The organism is Mycetocola spongiae, assembly GCF_020424085.1.
Classification (GTDB): Bacteria; Actinomycetota; Actinomycetes; order Actinomycetales; family Microbacteriaceae; genus Mycetocola; species Mycetocola spongiae.
The window spans coordinates 1,909,729-1,925,584 of sequence record NZ_CP080203.1 but is presented as its reverse complement, the minus strand read 5'-3'; the positions used below and the strand labels follow the sequence as shown (position 1 = coordinate 1,925,584).

General features: G+C 63.6%; 13 protein-coding genes. 7 read left to right on the top strand and 6 right to left on the bottom strand.

Annotated elements, in window-relative coordinates; all coding sequences use genetic code 11:
• Window positions 1-208: 208 nt before the first annotated feature.
• Together KXZ72_RS08720 and KXZ72_RS08715 are read right to left on the bottom strand one after the other, a co-directional pair.
• Window positions 209-1,432, bottom strand: a complete 1,224-nt coding sequence (locus tag KXZ72_RS08720; protein WP_226080289.1) for a restriction endonuclease, SacI family — start codon at window positions 1,430-1,432, stop codon at window positions 209-211.
• Between the two features lie 31 nt (window positions 1,433-1,463).
• Window positions 1,464-2,681 (bottom strand): DNA cytosine methyltransferase, encoded by a 1,218-nt coding sequence (locus tag KXZ72_RS08715; protein WP_226080287.1) that lies wholly within the window; start codon window positions 2,679-2,681, stop codon window positions 1,464-1,466.
• A 489-nt stretch (window positions 2,682-3,170) separates the two neighbouring features.
• Between KXZ72_RS08715 and KXZ72_RS08710 the strand changes: the two genes are divergently transcribed.
• A complete protein-coding gene (locus KXZ72_RS08710; RefSeq protein WP_226080286.1) occupies window positions 3,171-3,884 on the top strand; it encodes a recombinase family protein in 714 nt (237 codons plus the stop codon).
• A gap of 207 nt (window positions 3,885-4,091) precedes the next feature.
• On the top strand, window positions 4,092-6,287 hold the full coding sequence (locus KXZ72_RS08705; RefSeq protein WP_226080285.1) for an AAA family ATPase: 2,196 nt from the start codon (window positions 4,092-4,094) through the stop codon (window positions 6,285-6,287).
• A gap of 95 nt (window positions 6,288-6,382) precedes the next feature.
• On the opposite strand, the gene KXZ72_RS08700 is transcribed toward KXZ72_RS08705, so the two are convergent.
• Together KXZ72_RS08700 and KXZ72_RS08695 are read right to left on the bottom strand one after the other, a co-directional pair.
• Window positions 6,383-7,435: an LLM class flavin-dependent oxidoreductase gene (locus KXZ72_RS08700; RefSeq protein ID WP_226080283.1), complete on the bottom strand. Its 1,053-nt coding sequence runs from the start codon at window positions 7,433-7,435 to the stop codon at window positions 6,383-6,385.
• Between the two features lie 38 nt (window positions 7,436-7,473).
• The gene (locus KXZ72_RS08695; RefSeq protein WP_226080282.1) at window positions 7,474-7,950 is read right to left on the bottom strand and encodes a winged helix-turn-helix transcriptional regulator; all 477 of its coding nucleotides are present in this window, start codon (window positions 7,948-7,950) and stop codon (window positions 7,474-7,476) included.
• Window positions 7,951-8,047: 97 nt separating this feature from the next.
• On the opposite strand from KXZ72_RS08695, the gene KXZ72_RS08690 reads away from it, so the two are divergent.
• Window positions 8,048-9,322: an MFS transporter gene (locus KXZ72_RS08690; protein ID WP_226080280.1), complete on the top strand. Its 1,275-nt coding sequence runs from the start codon at window positions 8,048-8,050 to the stop codon at window positions 9,320-9,322.
• Here KXZ72_RS08690 and KXZ72_RS08685 read toward each other — a convergent pair.
• Window positions 9,319-9,984, bottom strand: a complete 666-nt coding sequence (locus KXZ72_RS08685; RefSeq protein WP_226080278.1) for a GntR family transcriptional regulator — start codon at window positions 9,982-9,984, stop codon at window positions 9,319-9,321. The two genes, KXZ72_RS08690 and KXZ72_RS08685, sit on opposite strands and share 4 nt — an antisense overlap.
• 55 nt (window positions 9,985-10,039) lie before the next feature.
• Here KXZ72_RS08685 and KXZ72_RS08680 point away from each other — a divergent pair, with 55 nt between their 5' ends.
• Both KXZ72_RS08680 and KXZ72_RS08675 read left to right on the top strand, forming a co-directional pair.
• Window positions 10,040-11,260, top strand: coding sequence for an MFS transporter (locus KXZ72_RS08680; protein ID WP_226080277.1), 1,221 nt, complete (start codon window positions 10,040-10,042; stop codon window positions 11,258-11,260).
• Between the two features lie 57 nt (window positions 11,261-11,317).
• The gene (locus KXZ72_RS08675) at window positions 11,318-11,824 is read left to right on the top strand and encodes a VOC family protein (RefSeq protein ID WP_226080275.1); all 507 of its coding nucleotides are present in this window, start codon (window positions 11,318-11,320) and stop codon (window positions 11,822-11,824) included.
• Here KXZ72_RS08675 and KXZ72_RS08670 read toward each other — a convergent pair.
• On the bottom strand, window positions 11,821-12,873 hold the full coding sequence (locus KXZ72_RS08670; RefSeq protein WP_226080273.1) for an Lrp/AsnC family transcriptional regulator: 1,053 nt from the start codon (window positions 12,871-12,873) through the stop codon (window positions 11,821-11,823). The two genes, KXZ72_RS08675 and KXZ72_RS08670, sit on opposite strands and share 4 nt — an antisense overlap.
• 112 nt (window positions 12,874-12,985) lie before the next feature.
• Between KXZ72_RS08670 and KXZ72_RS08665 the strand changes: the two genes are divergently transcribed.
• Entirely contained in the window at window positions 12,986-14,539 is a 1,554-nt protein-coding gene (locus KXZ72_RS08665; RefSeq protein ID WP_226080271.1) for an AbgT family transporter, read from the top strand.
• Between the two features lie 29 nt (window positions 14,540-14,568).
• Window positions 14,569-15,822, top strand: coding sequence for an amidohydrolase (locus KXZ72_RS08660; RefSeq protein ID WP_226080269.1), 1,254 nt, complete (start codon window positions 14,569-14,571; stop codon window positions 15,820-15,822).
• Window positions 15,823-15,856: the final 34 nt, after the last annotated feature.

Here is a 15,856-nt window from a genome sequence, read left to right as displayed (position 1 = left end):
CGCACAAGCTGGCACATTCCCCTTTGGGAAGTACCGGGGAGCACCACTGGCGCGTGTAGCCGAGGACACCGCCTATTGCAAATGGCTTTTCAGTAGCGCTGATCTCAAAGAGAAACACCCTGAACTGGCTGAGTGTCTCTCAGATCTCGTCTCGTTGAGAAGGTTCATGCGCGAGACGCGAATCAGTCTGTACTAGCCGGTGTGCGAGTTACCTGGGCCGCGATCCATCCGCGGATCGTGGCCCATTCGACTTTTTTCCTAGCTCACCGTCCGTTGTGGAGAGCATCGATCTCTTCGCAAGGGAAGCATAGCCATCTGTGTCCACTCGGGGTCGCTTCGGGCCAGACGGCAGCCCCTTCAAGCGAGCTTGTGCCACTGTCGCTGCTCGCCCCCATTCCTCAAGTGTGGGAACTGTGACTTCGATCTCCAGCAGGCGATCCAGGAAGTTCTTTGAAAATGCTTCGATAGCTTTCTCGAGAGGAAGTGGGGCCCAGAGCAGAGACCCCGAGAGTAGTTCCGCAGCAGAGCTGATGAAGACTACCTGGGGAGTTTGAAGCCTTTGCATGATTACAGCGGCGTCGAGATTGAGGTCAACCTGCTGAGGTGCATCCACAAACATTACGGCTCGTTCGACCCCAGCTTCCTTGCATTCGTCCGCAAAGGTCGTGAGATCTGTTGCCTTTACGGTTTTGCCTTTGACCTCCATAGACATGGCGACGACTTTGCCGAGTAGTACTTGGACATCACCGGGAACATGCGCCGAAGGATCGTTGATTCGACGAGACTTTACATCTTGATGAATAAGGTCAAGGCAAGCTGCGGCAAACGCCTGAAGTCGTCTCGGTCGATCAGGCGCGTCATCGCGCAGGAAATCTTCGACGGCGATCTTTGCACCGTGCGCGGTTAGCCCCCCGGCTTTCACAGACACGCTTCGAGTCGCTGCAGCCACAGCCAGGGCTTCCCTCAAGAACGCTGCGAGTGCGTCAAGCGCTTGGTCAGCGGAGAGCTTATTCGCCTGCTCCACGACATCGAAGAAGTACTCGCGGTCGACTGGTTTGCGTACGCGGTCGATCTTGTCGATTCGGTCATAGCGGAAGAACGGTTGGTTGTTGAGTGGCTCAGGTCCTTTATTTCGGATTGAGAAGTTGTGGTTGACTGCCGCGGGGACCAAAATCTTGTGGCAAAGACTGCGGGCGCTGTAGGCGTAGGGATTGCCAGATTCTGCTTTAAGGCTCATCGTGTCGACTCGACTATCGGTCGCTTTCGCGAGCAACATGGTTGCGAATGCAGGAGTCCAGGTCTTCGATTCAAGCGCGAAGACGGTTCTTGCGTGACTTCTCCATTCGACAGGTAGCCGCCTATCGCTACTTGCGATCGCCAATGCATCGAGGAGGACTTGTTCGGCTGCTTGGTAATCGATACTGATTGGCAAGAGGGGCCTCTCTCGGGCCCTCACGCCATCTTCAGCTGATCAGGACCGCACTACTCGTGGATCGTACGAGCCGATCATCGTTAACTGTCTCAGGATCAACATAGCCTAGCTGCAGGGTTAGCGCTCGGAGAACGGCCTTGCCTAGCTCCATCGGGACCGCGTTTCCCAGCTGACGCTGAATGTCCGCTCTACTGCCGATGAGACGGAAGTCGTCCGGAAAAGTCATGAGCCGAAGTAGCTCCGGCACCCTCAACCGGCGGGCTCTCAAATTGCCTTCTTCGTTGGGAAGATTCTCCCAGTGGAACGGCCCTACATATGGACCTGGCTGGGCTTGGAGTGTGGAGCTTGGTTTGTCTGCCGCGAGTCGGAGGAGGAATGTCCAGTAGCGCGAGCGCCACTCGAACTCGTCGCGGCCTCCGTAGCGAGAAGTATGCCAAAGATAGTTCTGTCCACCCGGAATCTCGGCAGCCAGCTCGCCATACTTTCCCTCGAGAAGCTCCCCCTTTTCTGGTGTGGTGACAAGACCCTCAAATGCTTGCTGCGCGGTTACATGGGGGAGCTTGGAAAGGTCCCAAGTTCGCGTTGTTTCACTCGGCCCAGCATGGGTTGGCTCAGGAAACTTATATGCCTTACCATCGCGCCGCCCGACGATGAACACTCGCTTACGAAGCTGGGGTACGCCATAATCTGCAGCGAGCAAGGTCTTCCACTGTGGGTTGTAGCCCAGTTCAGTCAGTGCGCTGAGGAGCTGATCGAAGTGAGCCTTGTGTGTCTTGTAGGTCAAGGCTTGAACATTTTCAAGCACAAACGCCTCAGGTTTCGACTGTGCGACAACCCGCACATATTCTTCGAGCAAAGATGCATTTGGATCACGAGACTCTCGCTTCTCCGCGAGCCAGAAACCCGACTTCGAGAAGGGAGTGCACGGAGGCCCGCCGATCACGAGCGCAGCGTCGCCTGAGGCCATCGACCCCGCACGCAGGAGTTCAGAGGTCGAGGTTTCCCGAATGTCTCCAGATAGCGTTACTGTCCCCGGAAGGTTTAGTGCCAGTGTGTCCAAAGCTTGGGGTGCATAGTCAGTGGCGACCGCGACGCGATATGGGCCAGGTGTTGGGCTGGATGGGCTAGAGAGCGGCGCATCAGCTACTCGCTCGACAGCCAAATCGAGTCCTCCGGCTCCTGCGAATAGGCTAATTACTGGAAGCTGAGAGCCCCGCGATGAGGGTGTCGGTCGTAGTTCTGCGGGCATAGGGTCAATTGTATCGCGCACCAATGACACAATCTCGTGCAGTTGGAAACGGTCCGTGCTTCAGGTCCATCGTGCCTCACTAGTCGAACATTCTCGGAAAGCTCGGAGCCTACGGCGGAACCGAATAGTGCAGAGCGCCGCCTGGAGTGAATGTGAAGTGAAGGAGTAGTTACTTCCCGCTCAAGTAGAGTAATGGCCGACACCGGTGATTATTCAAAACAGTGGACGGGCGGTCATCGGCACGGGTGGCATGTTGTTGCCAAACGAACAATTGTGGGCAGTGCTAGAAGCACGGTCCTCTCAAAGAGGCTGTGGAGTCACGATCCAGCCTCGAATTGCGATCCGTTTGCTGGTCTGGCCTTGAGGTAATGGTAGTGTGACACACCAATTCTCGGTGGTTGTTAAACGAGCGTTTAACAACCACCCATGTTCGACCGTTATAGCGATATGTCTAATCGTGGTTGTAAAGAATCACCGAAGGAGACAGCTATGAGTACCATCCACCGAATCGGCTACACCAGAGTGAGCACGGTCAAACAGGAACTCGGCCTCGAGGCTCAGCAGCAGCAGCTCATCGGCTACGGAGTCGCTAAAGAGAACATCTTCGTAGATAGGGGAGTGAGTGGAACCACGAACGCTCATTCCAAGAAGATGAACCAGCTCATGGCGGCGGTCAGAGCCCATGAAGGAAAAGTCGAGGTCGTCATGGCGAAGCTCGATCGCTGGGGGCGAGAGCCTGAGGAGACAATCGCCTTACTCAAGCAGCTTGAACCCATCAGCGGATGTCTAACCTCGCTTGCGGATGGAGTCAGCATGGTGACTCCAAAGCACAGTGTAGGCATGCTCATCATCAGGGTGATGCTTGCGGTTGCTGCTCAGGAGCGAGACCGAATCGCTGAGCGAACTCGGGAAGGTCTGGCCGCAGAAGCTGCCCGGGGTACTCCACTAGGCCCACCGCCGAAACTCACAAGCAAGGATGTCGCCTGGATTCGGGAGAAGCACGAGAAAGACCGCTGGGGCTCACAGCGCATCATGAAGGCGCTTCCCGAGGAACGGAATGTGACTGTAAGCAGATACACAGTGCAAGTCGTGCTCGGTCAGGTCAAGCGGGCCAAGCCCTATGTGCCGAAGGACAACCACAAGTATGTGAAGCGCGGCGAGGCAGCGGCTCTCAAGGTCGCCGCCAAGAGCAAGTCCCCATGAGCTGCTGCGACACAACTATGGCCGAGGATGTAACTCGAAAGTTCCGGCTCTTGCCGCGTGCAGAACAGGCCGAGACGGCATGCTCGGGCAGTTGCTCGACCTAAGCGCACATCCGGCGCTCCGTGAGCCGATGGGCTGAGATATAGACCTCCCACCATGTGTAGCGCAGCACGCATCCAAAGTTGGGCGACTCGCTAAGCTTATAAAATGCAAACTCTTCACATCGAGCTTCGCAACTGCCACGGGATCCGAGAGTTCGATGCTGTGCTCCCATTCGACAGGAAGAGAGCCGTTGCCATCTACGCGCCGAACGGGACGATGAAGTCGAGCTTCGCCCGTACCTTCCTGGACTTCTCGCGAGGGGAAGATTCGGCCGATCATGTCTTCACCGATCGTGAGACGATCCGCAAGATCGTCGATGGGAACGGGGCACAGCCGGACCCCTCAAGCGTGGCCGTTTTCCTGGCGTACGACGAGCAGTACGCTCCGGACGAGTTCGCTTCGACACTCCTCGTCAACGCGCCGCTTCGCACTGAGTTCGAGGTCATCAACAAAGAGCTGATGAAGCTTGAGGTCGAGCTGACTAAGGAGCTGAAGAAGACGGCTCGGACGAAGCAAGATGTCGCAACGCTCGTGTCACAGATCTTCACGAAGGAAGATGGCAACTTCTTCGGTGCCCTGGCGCGGGTCAGCTACGAGGTCGAGCAGCTGGAGGATGCTCCGTTCGCCGATCTCCCGTATGACACGATTTTCAACGCCAGCGTAGAAAAGGTATTGGCCGACCCAGCACTTCGAGGTTCCCTCAGCGACTATGTCACCCGGCTCAACGAGTTGCTGGATCGCTCGATCTTCTTCAGTCGGTCATCATTCACTTACTACAACGCTGAAACGGTGAGCAAGAGCCTGGTTAACCAGGGTTTCTTCACGGCCAAGCACGCGCTACTCCTCGCCGGCGACGAGAGCCCCCGAGAGGTTTCGAGCGAGAAAGAACTGACTGCCCTGATCGCGGATGAGAAGCAGCGGATCTCGGACGACGATGAGCTGACGAAGCGACTTGGGGCGCTGGAGAAGGCCCTGAACGCTAACCAGGCTACTCGCGACTTCTTCAAGCTCGTTTCCGACCGGCCTGAGCTTCTTGCCCAGTTCCAGAACATCGAGCTGTTCAAAGAGAAGCTCTGGGTCTCGTATCTGAAGGTGTCGGAGCAACTCTTCTTGGAGGCGGTCGCTACTCACAAGTCCTCCGAGGAACGGCGCAAGGCGATCCTCAAGCAGGCAGCGGCCGAGCGAACGCGTTGGGAGGAAGTGATCGAGCTTTTCAACACAAGGTTCTCCGTGCCGTTCACGCTCGTTCCTCGGAATCGGGAGAAGGTGATGCTCGCCCAGGAACCCTTCCTGACGCTCGACTTCGAGTTCAAGGACGGTGGTGGCTCATCCCGCGTTGACCGGGAACACCTGCTCCGAGTGCTGAGTACCGGAGAGAAGAAGGCTCTCTACATCCTGAACATCCTGTTCGAAGTGGAGGCCCGGCGCGGCACCGGGGAGCTGGCGATTTTTGTCATCGATGACATCGCTGACTCCTTCGACTACAAGAACAAGTACGCCATCATCTACTACCTGCAGGAAATGGAGCAGGAGGAGAACTTTCGACTTCTGATCCTGACTCACAACTTCGACTTCCTGCGGACGATCTACGGCCGAGGCGTCGTGGGTTGGGGACACTGCTTCATGGCTGAAAAGAGCCCCGAAAGAGTAAAGCTCAGCGAGATGAAGGGCAATACCATCAAGAACCCCTTCACACTCGACTTCAAGAAGGAGATCTTCAGCGATGGGATGAAGCGGATCGCCTGCATACCCTTCGTTCGGAACCTCATCGAGTACAGCCGAGGCACCGATGATGGCGATTACCTGAAGCTAACTTCTCTGCTCCACCGAAAGGGCGACACTGCGTCCATCACGCAAGATGAGCTAGACACCATATTCAGAAACGCTCTAGCAGGACTACCCGCTCAATCCTGGGCTGACCCGAGCGAGTCAGTGGTCGACATGATCTACCGCGAGGCAGATGCATGCCTCGAGGCGGACGAAGGTGTGAATTTCGCCAACAAGATCGTTCTCTCAATAGCTGTTCGCCTTCGCTCCGAGTCATACATGCTGGGTCAGATCAATGACCCGGCAACCACCGACGCGATCACCAAGAACCAGAACTGGGAGCTCTTCAAGCTCTTCGATCAGCGTGAACTTGGCTCCTCTGTTGAGCTTGCGCTCTTGCGATCGGTGCTGCTGATGACTCCGGAGAACCTGCACATCAACTCGTTCATGTATGAGCCGATCATCGACATGTCTGACGGCTCCCTACGCGATCTGTACTTGATGATCACGGGGCTCGACGAGGCGGCAGCCTAAGCGGGGTCTCCAACGGCTCTTTTGCACGCCCTGGCTGCGATCTCAGTGCGTCTTAGCCAGCCCTCGACCGAGTGTATCGGGGCAGAGAGTCGCGCCTAGATCGCGTCTCCCTCGACGGGGCCCTCTGTGTTTGGCTTCCAGCCAAGCGAGGGAGCTACATGCTTAGCTATAGATTCCAGAATATGTGCACAATAAGCAACGCCCAACTGATTGGGCACGGTGAGCAGCACGGTATCGGCCGCCTGCACCGCGGCATCGGCCGCGAGTTCCGCCGCGAGCACATCGGGCTCGCCCGTATAGCTCTTGCCGAAGCGCGCGATGCCGCCGTCGATATAGCCCACCTGATCGTGGGACTCGCCCCCGCGGCCACCAAAATAGGCACGATCCTCATCGGTGGTGATCGGGATCACGCTGCGGCTGATCGAGACGCGCGGGGTGCGCTCCCAGCCGGCCTCGGCCCAGGCCGCGCGATAGAGCGCAATCTGCTCGGCCTGAAGCTCGTCGAAGGGCACGCCGGTGTCCTCGGTCAGCAGCGTGGAGCTCATCAGGTTCATGCCCTGCTCGGCCGCCCAGCGTCCGGTCGCGCGGCTTCCCGCGCCCCACCAGATGCGATCGGCCAGGCCCGGGGACTGCGGCTGAATCGCGAGTGGTTCGTAGTTGCCGGTCATCTGCGGATTGGGTTCGGTCACGCCCGCGCCGGAGATTGCGGCGCGGAAAAGCTCGGTTTTGGTGCGGGCCAGATCGGCATCGGTGCTGCCCTCGGCCGGCACATAGCCAAATGAGCGGGCGCCGTTGAGTGCGGGCTCGGGTGATCCCCGGCTCACGCCGAGCTGCAGCCGGCCGCCCGAGATCAGGTCGGCCGCGGCCGCCTCCTCCGCCATATAGAGGGCGTTCTCATAGCGCATATCGATCACGCCCGTGCCGATCTCGATGCGCGAGGTGCGCGCGCCGATTGCCGCGAGCAGCGGGAACGGTGAGGCGAGCTGCTGCGCGAAGTGGTGCACGCGGAAATAGGCGCCGTCGATGCCGATCTCCTCGGCGGCCTCGGCCAGTTCGATCGATTGCAGCAGCACGTCACTCGCGGTGCGCGTGCGCGATCCGGGGATGGCCTGATAGTGCCCAAATGAGAGGAATCCGATGCGTTTCACCTCCGGTATAGCACCCGGGTATGGCAAAAAATTCCCGGTCAGCTCCCCGAGAGCCGCTCCGGGACCTCGGGGGAGGTGGGGGCGCGCCAGATCGTAACATTGGCGGTGAGGGGCAGCGCACACGTGGGGCACCAGTCCGCCGACGGGGGCCGGGTCTCGCAGCGCGCGCAGCTGATATCTAGGGTGCCGTGATCGGGGGTATGTCGGGCGCCCCAGCGGGAGAGTGCGTGCAGGATCGGCAGGGTATCGGCGCCCGCCGCGGTGAGGCGGTATTCGTGGCGTTCGCGGCCGCCCTCGCGATAGGGGACCCGGATCACGAGGCCGGCCTCCCGCAGTGTGGTGAGGCGCTTGGCCGTGACGGAATCCGAGCAGCCCGTGGCCGTCACCAGCGCATCAAAGCGGTGGGTGCCGCGGAAGAGTTCGCGCAGCAGCAGGAGAATCCAGGGATCGGCGAGCACATCCGCGCCGCGTGCAATCGAGCACGCCTTCGCGGAGAGGTCGGAACGCAGGGCCATAATGGCCACCTTACCCCCGAAACTGCACTATCTTAAAGAAAGCCAGCTCGGAGTTTCCCGTGAAACTCCGTCCCCCACCCACCGAAATGAGGAGTGCATGACCCCGCACCCCGAGGCCCCCGCCCGCCGGTTCCACCCGGCCTGGACCGTGGCCGCCGTTGCCTTTATCGCCCTGCTCGCCGCCGCGAGTTTCCGCGCCGCCCCGAGCGCCCTGATGCTGCCCCTCGAGGACGAGTTCGGCTGGTCCCGCGGGGAGATCTCCGGCGCGGTCACGATCAACCTGCTGCTCTACGGGCTGATGGCCCCGTTTGCCGCCGCCCTGATGGCGCGCTTTGGCGTGCGCCGCGTGACCGTCGCGGCGCTGCTCCTGATCGCCCTCGGCGCGGGAGGCAGCATCTTTGCCACCGAACCGTGGATGCTCATGCTCACCTGGGGCCTGCTGATCGGGGTGGGCACCGGATCGATGGCCCTCGTTTTTGGTGCCACGATCGCCAATGCCTGGTTTATCAGTCACCGCGGGCTGGTCATGGGTATCCTCTCGGCCGGGGGAGCGGCCGGGCAACTGGTATTCCTTCCCCTCGTGGCCGCGATCGCCACCGATGCGGGCTGGCGGCTCGCCACCCTCGTGGTCACCCTCGCGGCCCTCGCCGTGATCCCCCTCGTGATCGGATTCCTGCGCTCCAGCCCCGCCGACCTGGGCCTCGCCCCGCTCGGCGCGCCCGCGGGGTGGACCCCGCCGGAGCGTCCCCGCGGAAACCCCGCGGCCAACGCGCTGCGCACCCTCGCCCGGGCCGCCCGTACCCGCACCTTCTGGGCCCTCGCCGCGGGGTTTGCGATCTGCGGCGCCACCACCAACGGCCTCGTGGGCACCCATTTTATTCCGAGCGCCCATGATCACGGCATGCCACAGACCACCGCCGCGGGGCTGCTCGCGATCGTGGGCATCTTTGACATAATCGGCACAATCGCCTCGGGCTGGCTGACCGATCGGGTGAACCCAAGAATCCTGCTCGGTGCCTATTATGCGGGCCGCGGCGTGGGCCTCGCGATCCTCCCGTTCCTGCTCTCGGAGAGTGTGCACCCGCCGATGATCGTCTTCATTGTGATCTACGGGCTGGACTGGGTCGCGACCGTGCCGCCCACCGTGGCGCTCTGCCGCGAGGTCTTTGGGGAGGACGGCCCCGTGGTCTTCGGCTGGGTCTTCGCCGCGCACCAGATCGGGGCGGCGGCCGCGGCCACGATCGCGGGAATCGTGCGCGATGTCTCGGGAGAATATACCCTCGCCTGGTTTGGGGCCGCCGCGCTCTGCATCGTGGCGGCGGTGGTATCGCTCGCGATCAGGCGCACGCGCCCCCCGGTTGTGTCGGCCTAGCCGCGCTCCACGCGCAGGCCGCGCGAGCGCTCGCCGCCGAGACCCGCGAGCACGCGCTCGCGCACCCCGCGGCTATGGTCCGCGACCAGGCCCGCGGCGGCCGCGGCATCGCCGCGGCGCACGGCCGCCATGATCTCGCGATGCTCGCGCGCGCTCTGGGTGGGGGTGGCCGTCTGTGCCTCGACCCAGCGCACGCGCGAGAGCCGGGTCAGCGCGGTTTCCAGCGCGTCCAGCAGAAACGGATTGCCGCCGAGTGCGGCCAGGCTCAGGTGGAAGCGGTCGCCGCGGCGCACGATGGCCGCGGGGGCCGGAATATCCTCCCCCAGTTCGGCCTCCAGCGCGTCCAGTTCCGCGCCCAGATCCTCACCCGCCGCGACCCGTTCGGCCACGAGCCGCACCGCCGCGCATTCCACGGCCTCGCGAAACCCGCTCAGGTGGTGTACCTCGTCCTCGCTCAGCGGCGCAACCGACCAGGCCCGCGATCCGCGGCGCACCAGGCCCTCCGCTTCCAGCCGGAACAGCGCGGCGCGGATCGGCGTGCGCGAGGCCCCGAGGGTGGCCTCCAGCGCGCGCTCGCTGAGCGGCTCGCCGGGGGGCAGATCAAGCGTGAGAATGCGGGTGCGCAGCGTCTGTAGCACCCGATCCGAGGTGCTGGGCAGCACGGGACCCCCTGGTATCGATTGGTATACCAGCACGGTACACCAGTAGCCTCGCGGTATGACTTCCAGCGCCCGCATCCCCCGGCCGTGGCTCATGCTTGCCGTGGGGGTCTTCGCCCAGGCCTCGGCCACCGTGGTTGTCACCGCGCCCGCCTTTTTTATCCCGTTCCTGCATACCCGGCGCGGATTCTCGCTGATCGAGGCCGGTACGCTCGCGGCGGCCCCCAACCTCGGGCTGGTGCTCACCCTTGTGCTGTGGGGCTGGATCGTGGATCGCCGCGGGGAGCGCTGGGTCCTGACCCTGGGCATGGCGGCCACCGCGCTGATCACCGGGGCGGCGGTGCTCGTGGCCGGGACCCCCACCCCGAGCTTCGCCGCGCTATTCCTCCTCTTTTTGCTCGCCGGGGCCGCCACCGCCTCGGCCAATTCCGCGAGCGGCCGCGTGGTGGTGGGCTGGTTCCCGCGCGAGCGCCGCGGCCTCGCGATGGGGATTCGGCAGACGTGCCAGCCGCTCGGCGTGGCCGCCGCGGCGCTCGCTGTACCCGCGCTGATCGCGGGCGGCTCCCTCGCCCCCGCCCTCGTGCTGTGCGCCGCACTCGTGGCGTTAAGCGCGCTGCTGTGCTGGGCCGTGATCGTGGATCCGCCGCGCCCGCCCCGCCCCGCGCCGCAGGGCGCCCCCGCCGCAAACCCCTATCGCTCCTCCGGGGTGCTCTGGCGCATCCATGCCGCATCCGCGCTGCTGGTGGTGCCGCAGTTTACGCTCACCACCTTTGGCCTGGTCTGGCTCATGGCCGATCAGGGCTGGGGCGCGCTCGCCGCCGGGGTGCTGGTTGCCGTGGCGCAATTCCTCGGCGCGCTCGGCCGGATTGGTGTGGGCGTGCTCTCCGACCGGGTGGGTTCGCGGTTGCGCCCGCTGCGCTGGGTCGCGGTGGCCGGGATCCTGGCGCTGATCGTGATGGCGGCCGCGGGGGCCGCGCACTGGCCCTGGGCGGTTGCGCTGAGCTATGTGCTCGCGAGCTGCATCGCCGTGGCCGATAACGGGCTCGCGTTTACCTCGGTCGCGGAGCTCGCCGGGCCACACTGGTCGGGCCGCGCACTGGGCGCACAAAATACCGGGCAGTTCCTCGCGGCCGCGTTTGTGGGGCCCGTGATCGGTGCGTTGATCGCCGCGGTGGGCTATCAGTGGGCATTTTTCCTGATCGCCCTGGCCCCCGCCGCGGCCCTGCCCGTGGTGCCGCGCCCCGCGGTGGAGCGGGAGCCGGCGGATTCCCCGGCCTGACCCTCCCGCGGTTCCCGGGCTTGACCCTCCCGCGGCGTGAGGCGGCACCCTGGGGTCATGACCACCTATTTTGATGCCTTTGATATCGGACCCGTGCCCGCCCCCGGACCCGGGGCCGTAGCCCCCGAGCCCTTCCGCGGGATCTACGGAATGCCCGCCTTTATGACCCTCCCCACCGCCAATCTCGCCGAGTCCGTGGACTTCTGGGAGCGGGGCCTGGGGTTTATTAACCTCTTTACGATCCCCGATCGCCTGACCCATCTGCGGCGCTGGGCGTTTCAGGACGCGCTGCTGATTCCGGGGGAGATCCCCGCGCGGCCGCCCGCGATCAGCCTGAGCTTCGCGTGTATGCGGGATCAGAGTGAACAGATTGCGCGCAACTGCGAGCGGGTGCGCCCGGGCAGCGTGAGCGGCCCGCGGCATACCCCGTGGAATAGCGTGGAGCTGGAGATCATCACGCCGGAAAACGCCCGTATCATCATGACCGCCGCGAAGGAGCTGGACCCGGCCGGGCCCGAGGCCCGCTCGCTCGGGGAGATGGGCATCGCCGTGCCCGGGGCCTAACCGGCCATGCGCACCGGCACCGTGCGCACTCGGCGACCCTCCTCCAGGATCGCGCCGAAGCGCTTGGGCGTGGAGAAGTTGATCGAGCGATCGGCCACCTGGAGCGAGGGCTGCAGGCGCGCGAGCCGCGCCTCCACCTGGTGCAGATGCGAGACCGAGCGCAGCCACAGCGTGAGGTGCACATTGGCCTCGCCCGCGATCAGCAGCGCCGAGCGGATCTCCGGAAAGGATTCGGGGCCCGAGCGGGTATCGCGCAGCAGCGCGGCAAAACCGTCCATCTGATCCACCGGAAGCCGGCACCAGAGCGTGGCCGCGACCGGCCAGCCCACGTGGGTGGCGGAGACATCGCAGCGCAGCGCGAGCCGATCGGTGCGGAACATGGCCGCAATCTGCCGCCGCACGCTGCTCAGGCTCACCTCAAAATTCTCCGCCTCGGTGAGGTGCTTCCAGACCTGGGTGGTGGACATGCGGCCGTCCAGATAGAGCAGCTCCAGGATGGCGGTGCTGAGCGGGCTGGACAGGTTGGTCTCGCGCCCGGGCCCCGATTTTTCCGGAGCCGGACCGGGTGCGAGGGCCGCGACCGCCTGCGCCTGGCCCGGGCTGAGCCCATCGGCCTGCCACATGCCGCCGTGAAAGAGCAGCTGTGTGCACGGGAGTACCCGATAGGAGCGGATGCCGTCGATGCGGCCGATGCGGTCCACGAGGTAGCCCTCGATATCGGCGATATCCATGCTCATCAGCATCAGGATGTCGTAGGTGCCGGTCATCAGGTGCACGGTCTGGGCGGGGGCGTCCTCGCGCACCGCATTGGCCACATCGCGCAGCCGGCCACGCTCGCACTGCACCTGGATGAATGCCTGCGGGGAGAGCGTGACCGAATTGCGCACATGCGAGAGCGTGACCCAGGCGAGCCCCTGCGCGGAGAGTGTCTGCCAGCGCCGGGCGAGGGTCGGGGCGCTCTGGCCGAGGATCGGGGCCAGATCGGTCCAGGACGCGAGCGGGTGAATCTGTAACGCCGTGACCAAAGCCAAATCCTGGTCGTCAAACATGAATAATTCCTTCATTAGAGGGCCACCCAGGGCGCTAAATAAACGTATTTCAACCCTGAAACGTCACCCGCCTAGTGTTGCATTATTCCGACCAACTAGCGAAAGTGGGCCAATGGTGGCCGAACTCACCCGTGAAAAATTTGGCAGGCGTCTGGCCGATTCCGTCCTCGGAGGAATCGAGCGTACGGGCAATAAGCTGCCGCATCCGTTCTTCCTGTTTTTATATATCTTCGGCATCGTCGCCGTGGTCTCCACGGCGCTCGCGCTGTTTAACGTCGCCGTCACGATGCCGGGCACCGGCGAGGTTATCCCCGTCCTGGGATTCTTCACGAGCGAGGGCATCCTCTGGTTCCTCGATAATTTTGTGAAGAACTTTATCCAGTTCCCGCCGTTTGGCACCGTGGTCATGATGCTCATGGCCGTGGGGCTCGCGGAGCGTTCGGGCCTGCTGGGCGCGGCCGTGACCGCGATGTTTGCCCGCGCCCCCAAGCGCATCCTGCCCTATGCGGTGGCGCTGATAGCGTGCCAGGGACACATCATGAGCGACGTGGCCATGATCGTGCTCCCGCCGCTGGCCGCGCTGGTCTTCCTTAAGGCCGGGCGAAACCCGCTGGCCGGCATGATCGGTACATTCTCCTGTGTGCTCGCGGGCTATGCGGGCGGCATGTTTGTGGGGGTCCTGGACACGCTGCTGCTGGGCATCACCGAGCAGGCAGTGCTGATCCTGCCGATGGGTGCCGAGCTTGAGCTCAACCTGCTGATGAACTACTTCTTTACCGCGATCTCGGGAGTGATCCTCGGATTCCTCGGCGGCTATCTGATCGACCGCGTGCTGGAGCCGCGCCTGGGCACATTTGTGGCCCCGGAGAACTTCAGCATCGACGAGGGTGACCAGCTCACCACCACCCCGCTGCAGCGCCGCGGCCTGCGCGCGGTCCTGATCGCCCTCGCCGGCTATTTTGTGCTGGTCATCGGGGCCTGGGTATTCCCGGGCAGCCCGCTACAGGGGCCGGGCGGCACGCTTGTGCCCTCCCCGCTGCTGAGCAATATGGTGCCCATTATCTTCGGCGCGTTTATGCTCATCGGCGTGGTCTATGGCATCGCGGCCAAGACCTTCACAAGGGGCACCGATGTGCCCAAGATGATGAGTGAATCCGTGGCCACGATGTCCAATTACATCGTGCTGATCTTTGTGATCGCGCAGATGATCGCCCTGTTTAAATGGTCCAACCTCGGCACGTTCCTCGCGGTGAAGAGCGCCGCGGGGCTGCAATCGATGAACCTCACCGGGTTCCCCGCCGTGGTGCTTTTTGTGCTGCTGATCGCGGTGCTGAGCCTCGTGGTGACCTCGGGCTCAGCGCTCTGGGCGCTCGTGGCACCGGTATTTGTGCCCGCGTTTATGCTGCTGAACTACGATCCCGCGCTGACCCTCGCCGCCTATCGCATCGGAGATTCGGTCGCGAGCCCGCTGAGCCCGCTGAACCCGTATCTGCTGGTGCTCCTGGTGGCCGTGCAACGCTATGAGCCCACCGCAAAGCTCGGTACGCTACTGTCCCGAATGGCGATCTTTGTTTTGCCGTTCCTCGTGGTGTGGCTTGCACTGCTGGCAATCTTCTTCTTCTTTGACCTGCCGCTGGGACCCGGCGCCGGCATCCACCTGAACTAGCCTCCCGGTTAGAGAGAGAGAGTTTTCCCGTGAATAACACCGATATCATCGCGCTGCGGCGCGATCTGCACCGCAATGCCGAGCTGGGTTTTGTGGAGTTTTATACCGCGAGCCGGGTGCTTGACGCACTCGAGGATCTGCCGGTGAGCGTGCGCACAGGCGCGGAGGCCATGAACGTGGCGGAGATCGTGAACTATCCCGATGCCGAGACCCGCGAGGAGTGGGCGGCGCGCGGGATCGCGGCGGGAGGCAATCCCGAACGCATCCGCTATCTGCGCGATCACGGCTCCGCGGTGGTGGCCGAGATCACCGGCAACCGGCCCGGGCCGGTATGGGGGCTGCGCGTGGATATGGACGCGCTTCCCGTGGCCGAGGCCGCCGATGAGCGCCACCTGCCGGCGCGCGAGGGGTTCCGTTCCGTGACCCCCGCGATGCATGCCTGTGGCCACGACGGCCACGTGGCAATCGGCGTGGGGCTGTTGCATCGCCTCGCCGATCACGATTTTCCGGGCACCGTGCGGATCCTGTTTCAGCCCGCGGAGGAGGGCGTGCGCGGCGCGCGACCCATGGTCTCGGCGGGGGTCGTGGAGGGCGTGGAGCGCATGCTCGCGGTGCACCTCGGCCATGATCGCCCGACCGGGCTGATCGTGGGCAGCGGGGTGGACGCGATGGCCACCACCAAATACGTCCTGGACTATCGCGGGGTTGCGGCGCATGCCGCGGCGAGCCCGGAACACGGCCGCAATGCCCTTGCGGCGGCGGCCACGGCGACGCTGGGGCTGCTGGGCATCCCGCGCGTGAGCTCGGGGGAGACCCGCGTGAACGTGGGAACGCTGCGCGCGGATGGCGCGGCCAATATCATTCCCGCCGCGGCCCGGATGACGTTTGAGACCCGCGGCACCAGCAATGCCGCACACGAGGAGATCGACCGCCGGGCCAAGGAAATCGTGGCCGGGGCGGCCAGTATGCACGGCGTGGAATATGAGCTGCGCGTCACGGGGGGCGCACCCAATATGGTCCCCGATGAGGCCATGATCGACCTGGTGGGGGCCGCGGCCGCGGCGCTGCCGGGCGAGATCAACTTCCACCGCACGATCACCACCACCGGAAGCGATGACGCCAATATTTTCATCCGCGCGGTGCAGGAGGCCGGCGGCCAGGGCGCCTATGTGCAGGTGTGCAGCGGCAACCCCGGCCCGCATCACAGCGAGTATTTTGACGTGGATGAGGCGTCGATCCTGCTCGCGGTGGACCTGCTGGAAAACCTGCTGCGCGCGGGCTAGGCGCGGGTGGGTCGTCGCCGCCGCGCGGCGACGA

Coding starts and splice junctions, on each gene's coding strand:
- KXZ72_RS08670 (WP_226080273.1), bottom strand. CDS start 12,873: ATGTTTGACGACCAGGATTTGGCTTTGGTCACGGCGTTACAGATTCAC.
- KXZ72_RS08710 (WP_226080286.1), top strand. CDS start 3,171: ATGAGTACCATCCACCGAATCGGCTACACCAGAGTGAGCACGGTCAAA.
- KXZ72_RS08715 (WP_226080287.1), bottom strand. CDS start 2,681: ATGCCCGCAGAACTACGACCGACACCCTCATCGCGGGGCTCTCAGCTT.
- KXZ72_RS08680 (WP_226080277.1), top strand. CDS start 10,040: ATGACTTCCAGCGCCCGCATCCCCCGGCCGTGGCTCATGCTTGCCGTG.
- KXZ72_RS08705 (WP_226080285.1), top strand. CDS start 4,092: ATGCAAACTCTTCACATCGAGCTTCGCAACTGCCACGGGATCCGAGAG.
- KXZ72_RS08695 (WP_226080282.1), bottom strand. CDS start 7,950: ATGGCCCTGCGTTCCGACCTCTCCGCGAAGGCGTGCTCGATTGCACGC.
- KXZ72_RS08665 (WP_226080271.1), top strand. CDS start 12,986: ATGGTGGCCGAACTCACCCGTGAAAAATTTGGCAGGCGTCTGGCCGAT.
- KXZ72_RS08675 (WP_226080275.1), top strand. CDS start 11,318: ATGACCACCTATTTTGATGCCTTTGATATCGGACCCGTGCCCGCCCCC.
- KXZ72_RS08690 (WP_226080280.1), top strand. CDS start 8,048: ATGACCCCGCACCCCGAGGCCCCCGCCCGCCGGTTCCACCCGGCCTGG.